This is a genomic window from Austwickia sp. TVS 96-490-7B (assembly GCF_019331795.1).
In the GTDB taxonomy this organism is placed as follows: Bacteria; Actinomycetota; Actinomycetes; order Actinomycetales; family Dermatophilaceae; genus Austwickia.
The window spans coordinates 433,031-447,602 of sequence record NZ_JAHPZL010000008.1; the positions used below are offsets into that span (position 1 = coordinate 433,031).

8 protein-coding genes and 1 tRNA gene are annotated in these 14,572 nt (G+C 63.3%); 2 read left to right on the plus strand and 7 right to left on the minus strand.

The genetic code is table 11. The features are described from left to right. Nucleotides 1-110: 110 nt before the first annotated feature. A complete protein-coding gene (dxs, locus tag KEM60_RS12535; RefSeq protein ID WP_219107925.1) occupies nucleotides 111-1,997 on the minus strand; it encodes a 1-deoxy-D-xylulose-5-phosphate synthase in 1,887 nt (628 codons plus the stop codon). 224 nt (nucleotides 1,998-2,221) lie between these two features. Here dxs and KEM60_RS12540 point away from each other — a divergent pair, with 224 nt between their 5' ends. Next, nucleotides 2,222-2,665 (plus strand): HIT family protein, encoded by a 444-nt coding sequence (locus KEM60_RS12540; RefSeq protein WP_219107926.1) that lies wholly within the window; start codon nucleotides 2,222-2,224, stop codon nucleotides 2,663-2,665. Nucleotides 2,666-2,715: 50 nt separating this feature from the next. Here the strand turns inward: KEM60_RS12540 and polA are convergent, their stop codons facing one another. Continuing rightward, complete coding sequence (gene polA / locus KEM60_RS12545) at nucleotides 2,716-5,406, minus strand: DNA polymerase I (RefSeq protein ID WP_255574593.1); 2,691 nt, start codon at nucleotides 5,404-5,406, stop codon at nucleotides 2,716-2,718. Between the two features lie 82 nt (nucleotides 5,407-5,488). On the opposite strand from polA, the gene KEM60_RS12550 reads away from it, so the two are divergent. Further along, nucleotides 5,489-5,935, plus strand: coding sequence for a PaaI family thioesterase (locus KEM60_RS12550; RefSeq protein WP_219107928.1), 447 nt, complete (start codon nucleotides 5,489-5,491; stop codon nucleotides 5,933-5,935). A gap of 80 nt (nucleotides 5,936-6,015) precedes the next feature. On the opposite strand, the gene KEM60_RS12555 is transcribed toward KEM60_RS12550, so the two are convergent. The 5 genes from KEM60_RS12555 to gltB form a co-directional block, all read right to left on the minus strand. Continuing rightward, on the minus strand, nucleotides 6,016-6,627 hold the full coding sequence (locus tag KEM60_RS12555) for an ANTAR domain-containing response regulator (protein WP_219107929.1): 612 nt from the start codon (nucleotides 6,625-6,627) through the stop codon (nucleotides 6,016-6,018). Nucleotides 6,628-6,777: 150 nt separating this feature from the next. Beyond that, a tRNA-Leu gene (locus KEM60_RS12560) sits at nucleotides 6,778-6,863 on the minus strand. Between the two features lie 123 nt (nucleotides 6,864-6,986). Then, the gene (gene pyk, locus KEM60_RS12565) at nucleotides 6,987-8,405 is read right to left on the minus strand and encodes a pyruvate kinase (protein WP_219107930.1); all 1,419 of its coding nucleotides are present in this window, start codon (nucleotides 8,403-8,405) and stop codon (nucleotides 6,987-6,989) included. Between the two features lie 151 nt (nucleotides 8,406-8,556). Further along, entirely contained in the window at nucleotides 8,557-10,014 is a 1,458-nt protein-coding gene (locus KEM60_RS12570) for a glutamate synthase subunit beta (RefSeq protein ID WP_219107931.1), read from the minus strand. Further along, nucleotides 10,007-14,554 carry a glutamate synthase large subunit gene (gltB, locus tag KEM60_RS12575; protein ID WP_219107932.1) on the minus strand — a complete coding sequence of 1,516 codons (4,548 nt, stop codon included), beginning with the start codon at nucleotides 14,552-14,554 and terminating at the stop codon, nucleotides 10,007-10,009. The genes KEM60_RS12570 and gltB overlap by 8 nt, the downstream gene beginning before the upstream one ends. Between the last annotated feature and the right edge of the window lie 18 nt (nucleotides 14,555-14,572).

Genomic DNA, 14,572 nt, shown 5'->3' on the forward strand with positions numbered 1-14,572 from the left:
TGCCTCCCCGACACCATCGGGCGGACCCGGCCCGCTTCCACCAATGGCCAGACATGCTCCCGGACCGCCGCGACGATTGATGTCGGGGAGGCACCGCCGTTTCATCGACGCTACAGCTGCTCCGTGAGTTGAGCCGTGATGGCGGGAACAGTGAGGCCTATCTCCGCCAACACCTGCCCTCGGCTGGCGTGATCCAAGAAACGTTTTGGCACACCGCATTGCACCACCGCTGCAGTCACCCCAGCTTGGGAGAGCGCCAACGCGACAGCAGCGCCGATGCCACCGCCAACGAGATTGTCTTCAATCACCACGACCCGCTTCGCCGTACGAGCCAAATCGACCAGCTCTGCAGGCACCGGAAGGCACCAGCGTGGATCGACCACCCGGACCCGCCGACCTGTCGCTGTGACCGTCTTGGCTACGCTCAACGCGGTCGGCACCATCGACCCAATCCCCACGATCAGGTCGTCGACCATCGCCGGGTCTGATCCATCGGACGGGGCACTGGGCTCCGCCAGAACGTCGACGACCCCAGCCGAGCGCAACGCTTCCATCGGCGCTGGCGGGTTGCCCTTGGGGAAGCGGACCACAGTGGGCGCGTCATGGACATCAGCGGCCTCTGCGAGCGCGCGGTGGACCTGCTGGCCGTCGCGTGGTGCGGCCAGGCGCAGCCCGGGGACGATGTTGCTGAGGGTCATATCCCACATGCCGTTGTGGGATGCGCCGTCGTTCCCGGTGACTCCGGCTCGGTCGAGGACGAAGGTGACGCCAGCGTGGTGCAGCGCACAGTCCATGAGCATTTGGTCGAAGGCGCGGTTGAGGAAGGTGGAGTAGACGCACACCACTGGGTGTAGGCCGCCGTAGGCCATGCCTGCCGCCATAGTGACGGCGTGTTGTTCGGCGATGCCAACATCGAAGACTCGGTCGGGGAATCGTTCAGCGAAGCCTTTGAGTCCGACGGGGATGAGCATCGCGGCGGTGAGTGCGACGAGGTCCTCGCGTTGTTCGCCGAGTTTTTCTATCGCGTCGGAGAACTCGTCGGTCCACGAGTGCCCGCTGACTTCGAGCGGTAGTCCTGTTTCGGGGTTGATGACGCCTACCGCGTGGAATCGGTCGTCTACGTGGTTGCGGGCTGGTTGGTAGCCGTGGCCTTTTTTGGTCATGACGTGCACGATCACGGGGGCGCCGAAGCCTTTGGCTTGGCGGAGCGCCACTTCGACGGCCTGTTCGTCGTGGCCGTCGACGGGGCCGACGTATTTCAGTCCGAGGTCTTCGAAGAGGCCTTGGGGTGCGACGATGTCTTTGAGGCCTTTTTTCATGCCGTGCAGGGTGTCTAAGGCGGGTTTGCCGACGACGGGTGTGCGGGTGAGCCGTTCTTTGCCCCAGGTGAGCAGTTTTTCGTATTCCCGGGTGGTGCGTAGCCAGCCCAGGTGTTCGGCGAGGCCGCCGATGGTCGGGGCGTAGCTGCGGGTGTTGTCGTTGACGACAACGACGAGGGGGAGGTCTTTGTCGCTGGCGAGGTTGTTTAAGGCTTCCCAGGCCATGCCGCCGGTGAGGGCGCCGTCGCCGATGACAGCGACGGTCACTCGGTCGTTCTCGCCGCGGAGTCGACGCGCGTGCGCGATACCTGCAGCCCAGGACAGAGAGGCTGAGGCGTGGCTGTTTTCTACGACGTCGTGGTCGGATTCGGCGCGGGAAGGATATCCGGACAGGCCGCCTTTGGTGCGTAGGCCAGAGAAGTCCTGTCGACCGGTGAGCAGTTTGTGGACGTAGGAGATATGTCCGGTGTCGAACACGATCGTGTCTTGCGGGCTGTCAAACACCCGGTGGAGAGCGACAGTGAGTTCGACGACTCCCAGGTTGGGGCCGAGGTGCCCCCCGGTGGCCGAGACGGCCTGGACCAGGAAGACGCGGATCTCCTCGGCGAGATCGGCGAGTTGCGCGGCGTCGAGACGACGTACGTCCTCGGGTCCGTGGATCTGGGCGAGCAACGACACGGCGGTGACCTTCCCCTTTCATGGGCGACCGTCCGAGCCTACGCTGTCTGCACAGGTCCGCGTGGCCTGCGGTGGGCACTGGTGAGACGGTGTGCACGGCGGTACGCCGGGACTGTTGATGTGTTCCAGCCGGATGTAGCCCGCAAATACTCTGAGTCCCTAAGACCTTCGAGTTTGGGATGAGTGACTAAGCCAGCGATGCGGGCCGCGGCTAAGGTGAGGGGATGCCCAGCATCTTCAGCCGCATCATGGCCGGGGAGATCCCCGGCCGGTTCGTCTGGACCGACGAACACTGTGTCGCTTTCCTCACGGTTGCACCGCTGACTCCGGGGCACACGTTGGTCGTGCCGCGGGATGAGGTCGCTCAATGGACCGATGCCGACCCTGAGTTGCTCTCCCACCTGGTTCAGGTCGCTCAGACCATAGGCCGTGCGCAACAGCAGGAGTGGCCCAGCCCGAGGGTGGGTTTGCTGGCGCAGGGTTTCGAGGTCCCGCACCTGCATCTGCACGTGTGGGCCGCGAGCTCGCCAGCGGACTTCGACCTGCATCGCGCGGACCACGACCCCGACCCTGTCCGGATGGATCAAGACGCCGTCCGGCTGCGGGCTCGGCTACGCACACTGGGGCATGGCGCATTCGTGCCGCCGGAGGACAGCCCCGGAAGGTGAGCTACCGGGGCTTGTCCAGGCAGGGGCGTCTCCGCTCGCTGGCATCGTGATCAGTGTTCTGCGTCGTACCAGCTGCGTCCGACCCCGACGCTGACTTCCAAGGGCACGTCCAGCGGCACCGCTGACCCCATCCGGTCCCGCACCACCGACTCGACCAGGTCACGTTCGCCAGGAGCGATCTCCACCACCAACTCGTCGTGGACCTGCAGCAGGATCCGGGAGGCGACTCCAGCTTCCTGCAAGCCACGATCCACGGCGAGCATGGCGACTTTCATGACGTCTGCCGCCGACCCCTGGATCGGGGCGTTCAGCGCCATCCGCTCAGCCATCTCTCGACGTTGCCGGTTGCTGCTGGTCAGATCAGGAAGATAACGACGCCGACCCAACATGGTCTCGGTATAGCCCTGTTTGCGGGCGACCTCGACGACCGACTGCAGATAGTCGCGCACCCCACCGAACCGATCAAAATAGGCCGACCGCAGACCCTCAGCTTCAGCGGTACTGATCGACAGCTGACGGCTCAGTCCGAAGGCGGATAGCCCATAGGCCAGGCCATAACTCATGGCTTTGACCTTGGCTCGCATCGCACTGGTCACATCTCGTGGGTCCACCCCAAAAACCCGCGCCCCGACGTAACGATGCAGATCCTCCCCAGCACGGTATGCCTCAATCAACCCGGCATCCTGAGACAGATGAGCCATGATTCGCATCTCAATCTGGCTGTAGTCAGCGCTCATCAGGGACTCGTACGTCGTCCCGTCCCCCGAGCCTGCGACAAACGCCGACCGGATCCGACGGCCCTCTTCGGTGCGGATCGGGATGTTTTGCAGGTTCGGGTCAGTCGACGACAGCCGTCCGGTCGCAGCGATGGTCTGCATGTACGTCGTATGGATCCGGCCGTCGTCAGCAACCGATTTCAGCAGCCCCTCGACTGTGACTCGCAGTTTCGCGGCGTCCCGATGCCGTAGCAGCGCCTCCAGGAATGGATGGCTAGTTTTGGCATACAGGTCAGCGAGCGCTTCAGCGTCAGTGGTATACCCCGTCTTGGTTTTCTTCGTGGTGGGCATCTTGAACTTCTCGAAGAGCACCACCTGAAGCTGTTTAGGCGAGCCCAGGTTGACCTTCTCCCCATCATTGGCGGCATAGGCATCAGATTGAGCCTGGGCGACCTTCTCAGCGAAGTGGGCTTCCCATTCCTGCAACGCTGCCCTGTCCGCAGCGATACCAGTGCGTTCCATCCGGGCCAACAACGCTTGGACTGGCAATTCCACGTCAGTCAGCAGGGACCGCCCACCGATCCGGGTGAGCTCCTCCTCCAGCACCGCCGCCACATCCAGGACAGCTCGCGCCCGTGCCATTGACGCGTGGGCGCCAGCATCGCCGTCAACATCCAGATCCAGCATCCCTTGACCCGTGGCCTCGCCTGCAGGGTCACCAGTGATATCCCGACCGAGATGACGCAACGCCAGGTCTGCCAGGTCGTAGGAACGCTGATCAGGTCGCACCAGATAGGCTGCGAGCGCCGTATCGCAGTCGATTCCGGTGAGAGCGTATCCCCGGGCAGCCAGGGCGTGGACGGGGCCTTTTGCGTCGTGGAGGGTTTTGAGTCGGCGCGGATCGGCCAGGAGCGCAGCCAGCGCCGCGTCATCGCTTTCGGTGAGTGCGGTCAGGTCAATCCACGCAGCGTCCTGTGCCGTGGCGATGGCGAGGGACTGCGCGTCACCAGTGCCGCGGCTCCACTGACCGGTGACATCCAGACCGATCCGGGTATCGGCAGTTACGTGTCGGGATAGCCAGTCCGTGAGTTGTCCCGATGTCAGCACCGTGCCGTCGATGTTGACCTCGTCGTCAGGCGGGGTGTCGTGCGAGCCCAGAATGCTGTCTAGCCGGTCTCGCAGGGCCGCAAACTCCAAGCTGTCAAAGAGTTGATGGACTTTGTCGCGGTCCCCGTCTCGTCGGAGGAGAGCGTCAAGGTCCACGGGAAGCTCAACGTCCCGGACCAGCTGGTTGAGTCGGTGATTACGTCGTACGTCGTCGGCCCGCTCGCGCAACGACTGGCCTGCTTTGCCTTTGATGGTGTCGGCATGGGTGAGGATGTCTTCGACGCCGCCGTACTGGGCGATCCATTTTGCGGCGGTCTTGGGGCCCACTCCAGGGACGCCAGGAAGGTTGTCTGCGGACTCGCCGACCAGAGCTGCCAGGTCGCGGTAGTGCTGGGGGGTGACGCCGTAACGTTCCAGAACGAGGTCGGGGGTCATCCGCAAGAGTTCGGAGACACCTTTGACCGGGTAGAGCACCGTGGTCCGCTCGTCAACGAGTTGGAGCGCGTCACGGTCGCCACTGACGATGAGAGTCTGCATATCTGCGGCGGCACCACGGGTGGCCAGAGTCGCGATGATGTCGTCGGCCTCAAAACCGGCGACGTCCAGGTGGGGGATGTTGAGTGCGTCGAGGACTTCACGGATCAGTGGGACCTGTCCAGCGAACTCGGTGGGGGTGGCTGACCGTCCGGCCTTGTATTCGGGGTATTCCTCCAGTCGGAAGGTCTGGCGGGACAGGTCGAAGGCCACGGCCAGGTGGGTGGGTTCTTCGGCGCGCAGCAGGTTGATGAGCATCGACGTGAATCCGTAGACGGCATTGGTGTGTTGACCAGTGGTGGTGGAGAAATTCGCCGCGGGCAGCGCGTAGAACGCCCGGTAGGCCATGGAGTGTCCGTCGAGAAGCAAGAGTCGGCTCGTCACATGTGGCAGCCTAGGGGCACCTCCCCGTGAGGGCGAAGAATGTCGTCGGTCACCGTGGTGGCCACCACGAAGGGAACCGGTGATGGTGACACCATCTGCACAGTTGCACGGCACGGTCCTTGACCTCGCGGATACCCTGCTCGGTCGGATGGGGATTGAGGTGGTGGAGCAGGGCGCGCACTGCACCACAGGCACCATGCCGGTCGCGGGGAATCAGCAACCGTATGGTTTGTTGCACGGCGGTGCCAGTGCCGTGCTCGCTGAGACTCTTGGGTCGATCGCCGCGGCGCATTATGCAGCGAGTCGTGGTCGGCTTGCGGTGGGAGTGGAGCTGAACTGCACGCATCATCGGGCGGTCCGTGAGGGCATCGTCAGGGGGACGGCGACGATGGTCCACGGCGGAGGCACTGTCGCGACGTACACGGTGGAAATTCGAGACGAGCAGGAACGTTTGGTGTGTACCTCGCGGCTGACGTGCATGCTGGTTGCCGCGGCGCCGGGTGCGTCCCGTAATGGCGAGGCCAGCTGAAGGGTCGTGTCACAGTGATGGGGCCGGTCCCGACGGTGGTCGGACCGGCCCCATCACTGGTGCTGTCGTGGGTCGCGATGTCAGCGTTTTTTCTTGCTGCCGCTGGGCAGCCCATCAATGACAAGCTGAGCGACCTCGCGCATGCCCAGACGCCGGTCCATTGCGGTCTTTTGGATCCACCGGAAAGATTCGGATTCAGTCAGGCCCATCTGCTCCTGCAGGATGCCTTTGGCTCGGTCCACTGCTTTGCGGGTTTCTAACCGCTCGCCCAGATCGGCGATTTCGGCTTCCAGCGCGTGGAGTTCAGCCCACCGGGACCGGGCGATGTCCAAGGCAGGCCGCAGGTCGTCGATGGTAAACGGCTTGACGACGTAAGCCATGACCCCGGCGTCGCGGGCTCGTTCAACGAGATCACGATCGCTGAACGCGGTGAGCATGATGCATGGGGCGATCCGCTCCTTGCCGATGATCTCGGCGGCGGAGATGCCGTCCAGAACGGGCATCTTAACGTCGAGGATCACCATGTCAGGTTGTTGCTCCCGGGCCATGGCCACGGCTTGCTCTCCGTCGCTGGCCTGTCCGACAACCTCATAGCCCGAATCGTCGAGCATCTCAGCCAGGTCGAGTCGAATGAGGGCTTCATCCTCGGCGACCACGACTCGAGGTGCCCCACCAGCAGCGCGATCGGTCATCGCAGACTGCGGACGCGCAGGCGGAGGGGTGGGTACAGGAACGTCAGGCTTTTCGGTCACGCGATCATCCTAGTGAATCGGCTGAACGGCGGGCTTCGCAGCTCGACGCAACCCACCTGGGTGTCACGGGCGTCATTGGCCTTGGCTAGTTGGTGCCGGGAGCGGGACTTGAACCCGCACGACCTTTCGGTCAAAGCATTTTGAGTGCTCCGTGTCTGCCATTCCACCATCCCGGCGAGGGCGCGGTGTGCTCGCCTAGCATACGACCTTTTTGTCGATGCTCGAACCACACCTCCCCCTGAAGTGGTCGTGGGCCCTCCCAGACTGATGCCTGGGAGGGCCCACGATGACCCATCGGGTCAGCTATCGACGCTGCCCACCACGTGCACACGCAGCGAGTTTGTCGTGCCGCTGACACCGAACGGACGCCCGGCCACCACGACCAAGACATCACCTTGGGTCACCACACCCTCGGACAGCAGTGCGTGGTCAACCGCCTCCACCATGGTGGACATGTGGCTGAACTGCGGGATGACGAACGCCCGAATACCCCAGGTCAACGACAACCGTCGCGCAGTTTCACCATCCGTGGTGAACGCCAGCATCGGCAGCGCTGACCGGACCCGCGACATCCGACGAGCCGAGTCACCGGAAGAGGTGAAGCACACCAAATACTTCGCCTGCAACTGGTGCCCAATCCGCGCCGCAGCAGCGGTCACAGCTCCACCGACCGTGGACGGCTCGGTCCCCAACGGGGGAATCCGGGACAGCCCATGATCCTCGGTGTTTTCGATGATTCGAGCCATCGTACGAACGGCGTTGATCGGCCAGGACCCGACGCTGGTCTCTCCGGAGAGCATGAGCGCGTCGGCACCGTCGAGGACAGCGTTAGCGCAGTCACTCGCCTCCGCGCGGGTCGGTCGACTGTTGTCGATCATGGACTCCAGCACCTGAGTGGCCACGATGACCGGCTTCGCCTCCCGACGAGCCAGAGCGACCGCCTGCTTCTGCACCAGCGGGACCTCTTCAAGGGGCATCTCGACGCCCAGGTCACCCCGGGCCACCATGATGCCGTCGAAGGCTCGGATGATCTCCGCGAGGTTGGCAACAGCCTGAGGCTTCTCAATCTTGGCAAGCACAGGCCGACGGACCTGCTCGTCTTCCATGATCTCGTGGCAACGGATCACGTCACGAGCATCACGGACGAAGGACAACGCGATCCAGTCGGCGCGGTTGCGCAGGGCCCAGCGCAAATCTTCCTCGTCCTTGTCGGACAGGGCCGGGACACTCACCGGCACTCCGGGCAGGTTGATGCCCTTGTTGTTGGAGATGGTGCCACCCTCGACGACCTCGGTCACCACGTCAGTGGCGCTGACCTCAGTGGCCCGCAAGGTGATCTTGCCATCGTCCACCAGCAGCAGATCACCGGGACGGACGTCTCCAGTGAGGCCCTTGAAGGTGGTGGACACACGCTCTGCGTCACCTTCGACATCGTCGATGGTGATGGTGAAGCGGTCGCCGTCGTTGAGGAGCACGGGGCCGGTGGCGAACCGGCCGGTGCGGATCTTGGGACCCTGGAGGTCGACGAGGATGGCCACATTGCGTCCGGCGTCGTCAGCTGCCTGACGGACCATGGCGATATGACGCTCGGCGTCCTCGTACGAACCGTGAGAGCGGTTGATCCGGGCGACATCCATACCCGCGTCGACGAGGGCACGGATCTTGTCGGGGGAATCGACCGCGGGACCAATAGTGCAAACGATCTTGGCGCGACGCATGAATTCCATTCTACGTCTGCCTCAGCGAATCGTTGACCAGGACAACTGTCCAGGCGTGGCGCGTCCCCCTCAAAGCCCCCTGAGCGCTCTCGGGCGAGGGACTGTCCCACCGGCAGAAAGCCAGGTGAGAATCCCTCGCCCGAAAGAGATCTCAGACGGTCAACGGCCTGTCTGTAGGGTCGATCGGCCGCGGCAAAGCCGACGAACCAGTCAACCATTCGTCGACCCCATGCGCACACGCCCGCCCTTCGGCGATCGCCCACACGATCAGCGACTGACCCCGCCCACAGTCTCCAGCTACGAAGACACCCGGGACTGAAGTCATGTAGGAAGAATCACGGACCAGAGCACCACGTTCATCTAGGTCAAGTCCCAACTGCTCGACCAGGCCTGCCTGCTCCGGACCCACAAAACCCATCGCTAGGAGCACCAGCTGAGCCGGAAGCACCCGCTCTGTGCCCTCGACCTGCACCAGCCGACCCTGTTCCTGGCGGACTTCGGCGATCTTGATGCCGCCCACACGTCCCTGGCCATCATCGACAATCTCCAGGGTGTTCACCGCGTAGACCCGCTCGCCACCCTCCTCATGCGCGCTGGCCACCCGATACAACATCGGGTACGTCGGCCACGGCTGCCCCGGCGCACGGTCGGTCGGAGGCTTCGGCATGATCTCCAAGCTGGTCACCGACCGCGCACCCTGCCGCAGCGCCGTACCAACGCAGTCAGCTCCGGTGTCACCGCCACCAATCACCACGACATCTTTGCCGGTAGCCACGACCTGGTCAGTGACCTCCTGGCCAGTGGCAACCCGGTTGGCCTGCGGCAGATAGGCCATCGCCTGCACGACACCATCCAAGTCATGACCAGGAACAGCAAGTCCCCGCGGCACCGTCGATCCGATAGCCACGACGACTGCGTCGTAACGACGGCGCAGTTGCGCACCAGTGATGTCCTCCCCCACCGCGACACCGGTGCGGAAACGAGTACCTTCAGCTCTCATCTGAGCCAACCGGCGATCCAAAACGGACTTTTCCATCTTGAACTCAGGAATGCCGTACCGAAGCAACCCGCCCGCTTTATCAGCCCGTTCAAACACCGCCACTGTGTGTCCAGCTCGGGTCAGCTGTTGAGCCACAGCCAGACCCGCCGGGCCAGAACCGACAACCGCCACCGTATGCCCCGACAGCCGCTCCGGCGGCATCGGCTGCACTCGACCGTCATCGAAAGCTCGCTCAATCGCCGTCACCTCGACCTGCTTGATCGTGACCGGGGGCTGATTAATCCCCAACACGCACGCCGTCTCACACGGTGCCGGACACAACCGCCCCGTGAACTCAGGGAAGTTGTTGGTGGCATGCAGCCGCTCGATCGCATCACCCCACCTCCCCCGCCAGGCGAAAGTGTTCCAATCAGGAATGATGTTGCCCAACGGGCAACCGCTGTGACAGAACGGGATACCGCAGTCCATGCAACGGCTCGCCTGCTCTTGCAACTCCCCGACGGGTTGAGATTCATACACCTCGGACCAGTCGGTCAACCGCACCGGCACCGGACGACGAGTCGGCAGACGACGCTCACGATGGGTCAAAAAGCCCTGGGGGTCAGCCACGGGAAGCCTCCATGATCCGCTCCCACACCTGGGAGCCATCCAGATCGAGCCCCTCCGCCTCAGAGGCAGCTCGTACGTCGAGGACACGCTGATAATCACGCGGCAGGATCAACGAGAAGCGCCGTCGCGCCGTCGGCCAATCCGCCAAGAGGCCTGCAGCCACTGTCGACCCCGTCATCTCCACATGTCTGCGCAACAACGACATCACCGGGTTGATGTCCTGCTCACGCAACGGAAGAACATCCACAAGATCACGGTTGACTCGCTGCTCACGAAGATCCAGGACATACGCGACCCCACCGGACATCCCGGCCGCGACATTTCGACCAGTCGGTCCCAACACCACTACGACACCACCGGTCATGTATTCGCAGGCATGGTCACCCACCCCTTCGACGACCGCGCTCGCCCCGGAGTTGCGCACACAGAACCGTTCCCCTGCTTTGCCACGCAGGAAAATCTCGCCGCTGGTCGCGCCGTAACCGACGACATTGCCTGCGATGACATTGTGTTCGGCCACTAGCGGCGCCTCCGTCGGCGGAAGCACCGCGATCCGCCCACCAGACAAGCCTTTGCCGACGTAATCATTGGCCTCACCGACCAGGGTGAGAGTCACACCTACGGGGAGGAATGCACCCAACGACTGTCCTGCCTGCCCCGTCAAGTCGACCCGCACCGTGTCGGGCGCCAGACCGTCTCGATGTGCCTTGGTGACCTCGTGGCCGAGCATCGTCCCGACCGTGCGATTCACGTTACGGACGCTGGCCCGCACCTGGACCGGCTCACCGGAGACCAACGCTGCACGGGCCTGATCGATCAGATCGTTGTCCAATGCCTGGTGGAGACCGTGATCCTGAGATTGAGTGCAATACCGCGCCGTACCGTCCTGCGGGACTGCTTCAGTGAGGATCGGCGTCAGATCCAGACCCACCGCTTTCCAATGATCCACGGCATGTCGCACATCCAACAGAGAACTCTGCCCCACGGCCTCCTCAATCGAACGGAAGCCAAGCTGCGCCAAGAGTTCACGAACTTCTTGCGCGATGTACTCGAAGAAGGTCTCCACGAACTCCGGACGCCCGGAGAAGCGTTTGCGCAACTCAGGGTTTTGGGTGGCCACCCCCACCGGACAGGTGTCTTGATGACACACCCGCATCATGATGCATCCGGACACCACCAATGGCGCCGTAGCAAAACCAAACTCCTCCGCCCCCAGCAGGGCTGCGATGACCACGTCCCGACCGGTCTTGAGCTGCCCATCCGTCTGCACCACAATCCGGTCGCGCAGACCGTTGAGCACCAACGTCTGTTGAGTCTCGGCCAACCCCAATTCCCAAGGCCCACCTGCGTGCTTCAACGAGGTCAGTGGGGAAGCTCCAGTGCCCCCGTCATGCCCGGAAATGAGCACCACATCGGCGTGAGCCTTGCTGACCCCGGTAGCGACCGTGCCCACTCCCATCTCAGACACTAGCTTCACGTGGATCCGCGCGTCCGGATTGGCGTTTTTCAGGTCGTGGATCAGCTGCGCCAAGTCCTCAATCGAGTAGATGTCGTGATGCGGCGGCGGGCTGATCAGCCCCACCCCCGGCGTACTATGCCGAGTCCGCGCCACCCACGGATACACCTTGTGGCCTGGCAGTTGGCCGCCCTCACCAGGCTTCGCTCCCTGCGCCATCTTGATCTGGATGTCATCAGCCTCACTGAGATAGAGGCTGGTGACTCCGAAACGGCCGGAAGCCACCTGTTTGATGGCGCTACGCCTCGTCGGGTCGAGGAGTCGTTCCACGTCCTCGCCGCCCTCACCGGTGTTGGATTTCCCGCCCAGCCGGTTCATGGCGATCGCCAACGTCTCGTGTGCCTCCCGGCTAATCGAGCCATAGCTCATCGCCCCGGTGGAAAACCGCTTGACGATCTGGGAGATCGGTTCAACCTCCTCAATCGGCACCGGGGTGCGCCCCGCCAGCTCGAACTCAAACAGGCCACGCAACGTCATTAAGCGTTTGGACTGGTCATCAACACGGGAGGTGTACTGCTTAAACAGGTCATACCGGCGACTACGAGTGGCATGCTGCAACCGGAAGACTGTCTCTGGATCAAAGAGGTGCAGCTCGCCTTCTCGACGCCACTGATACTCCCCTCCGATGGACAAAGTGCGGTGCGCATTACCCACCCCACTGCGCGGATAAGCCACCGCATGTCGGGCGGCGACCTCCTGGGCAATCACGTCCAGACCGATGCCGCCCAGCCGACTGGTGGTCCCAGTGAAGTACGCGTCGACGACCTCTTGGGACAATCCGATGCACTCAAAAACCTGCGCACCTCGGTAACTAGCAACGGTCGAAATTCCCATCTTGGACATGACCTTCAACACGCCCTTGCCCAAGGCCTTGATGAGGTTAGCTACAGCCTTTTCGCTGGTCACCCCGGTGATGGCCCGAGAGCGGACCATGTCTTCCACCGTTTCCATGGCCAGATAGGGGTTGACTGCGGCAGCGCCAAAACCAATGAGCAAGGCCACATGGTGGACCTCGCGGACGTCTCCCGCCTCCACCAGCAGACCGACCCTGGTGCGAGTCTTCTCCCGAATCAAGTGGTGATGCACCGCCGCGGTGAGCAGCAACGACGGGATCGGTGCCTTATCGGCGGTGGAGTCTCGGTCGGAGAGGACCACGAAGCGGGCGCCACGGCGGATCGCGCCGGAGACTTCCTTGAAGATCATCTCCAGACGGTGGCGCATCGCGGCAGCCCCGCCAGAGACGTCGTACAACCCGGAAATGACCACCGTGCGGGTACTCGGTGCGTCCGCGTCCGCATCGATGTGCACGATCTTGGCTAACTCGTCGTTATCGATCACCGGGAACGGCAACACGATCTGTCGACAATGGCGAGCCGAGGCATCCAATGCGTTGAACTCCGGACCCACTGTCGCTGCGACCGACGTCACCAGTTCTTCCCGAATGGCATCCAATGGCGGATTAGTGACCTGCGCAAACAGCTGAGTGAAGTAATCAAACAACAACCGTGGACGCGCCGAGAGCACTGCGATCGGCGTGTCAGTGCCCATCGATCCCAACGCTTCGACCCCGGTCGCTGCCATCGGCCCCAGGACGATCCGCAGATCCTCGCCGGTATACCCGAAGGTCTGCTGGCGACGAGCCACCGAACTGGGGGTGTGCAGAATGTGTTCGCGTTCGGGGAGATCAGCCAGGTTGACCATCCCCTCAGCGAGCCATTCGCCGTACGGATGCTCCTCAGCGAGCGCAGATTTGACTTCATCGTCGGAGATGATCCGTCCGGCGGCGGTGTCGACGAGGAACATCTTGCCTGGACTGAGGCGACCCTTCTCCACGATTCGATGGGAGGGGATGTCCAGCACTCCCGCCTCACTGCCCAGTACGACGAGGCCGTCGTCGGTGATCCAATATCGTCCTGGGCGAAGTCCGTTGCGGTCCAGGACGGCACCCACCACGGAGCCGTCGGTGAAGGTGACGCACGCAGGGCCGTCCCATGGCTCCATGAAGCAGCCATGGAATTCGTAGAAGGCGCGGCGGGCCGGGTCCATCTCCGCGTGGTTTTCCCACGCTTCGGGGATCATCATCAATACCGCGTGCGGCAGGCTACGTCCACCCAGGTGTAGCAGTTCGAGGACCTCGTCGAATGATGCGGAGTCCGATCCATGCGGGTCGCAGATGGGGAACAGCCGGCTCAGATCTCCGGGAATGAGGTCGCTGGCTAGGACCGACTCTCGGGCGGCCATCCAGTTACGGTTTCCGCGGACTGTGTTGATCTCGCCGTTGTGCGCGATGAGCCGGTAGGGGTGGGCCAGCGGCCAGCTGGGGAAGGTGTTGGTGGAGAACCGGCTGTGGACCAGGGCGAGTTCGCTGACGAGACGGGTGTCGTGCAGGTCAGGGTAGAACTCGTCGAGTTGTTCGGTGGTGAGCATCCCTTTGTAGACGAGGGTTCGCGCGGAGAGTGAGGGGAAGTACACCCCCGTTTCGTGTTCGGCTCGTTTGCGCAGACAGAAGGCGAGTCGGTCCACGGCGATGCCTTCAGCGTCGCTGTGATCTCCGGCGCCGGTGACGAAGAGCTGAGCGAAATGGGGCATGACATCGCGGGCGACTTGGCCGATGACATCAGCTCGGACGGGCACATCGCGCCATCCCAGGACCTGGAGTCCTTCCTCGACGGCGAGGCTTTCGATACGACGGACGGCGTCGGCCCGCTCTGCGTCATCGACGGGCAGGTAGGCGGTGCCTACGGCGTATCTGCCTGGTGCGGGAAGGTCCAGGTCGACGACGGCGCGCAGGAATGCGTCCGGGACCTGCAGCAGGATGCCTGCACCGTCACCGACCATCGGATCGGCTCCGGTGGCGCCGCGATGGTCGAGGTTGCGCAGTGCAGTCAGCGCCTGCTCGACGATGTCATGCCCCGCCGTGCCTCGTAGCGTGGCCACCATGGCCACGCCACAGGCGTCATGCTCCAGGGCAGGGTCGTAGAGCCCCGTCCGGGACGGGATGGCGGAGAAGTCACGTGCGGACACGTCGTTCACCGTCCTTGT

Excerpts from the sequence above, each read along its gene's own strand:
- pyk (WP_219107930.1), bottom strand. The coding sequence starts at position 8,405 with ATGCGTCGCGCCAAGATCGTTTGCACTATTGGTCCCGCGGTCGATTCC.
- KEM60_RS12540 (WP_219107926.1), top strand. The coding sequence starts at position 2,222 with ATGCCCAGCATCTTCAGCCGCATCATGGCCGGGGAGATCCCCGGCCGG.
- KEM60_RS12550 (WP_219107928.1), top strand. The coding sequence starts at position 5,489 with ATGGTGACACCATCTGCACAGTTGCACGGCACGGTCCTTGACCTCGCG.
- KEM60_RS12555 (WP_219107929.1), bottom strand. The coding sequence starts at position 6,627 with ATGACCGATCGCGCTGCTGGTGGGGCACCTCGAGTCGTGGTCGCCGAG.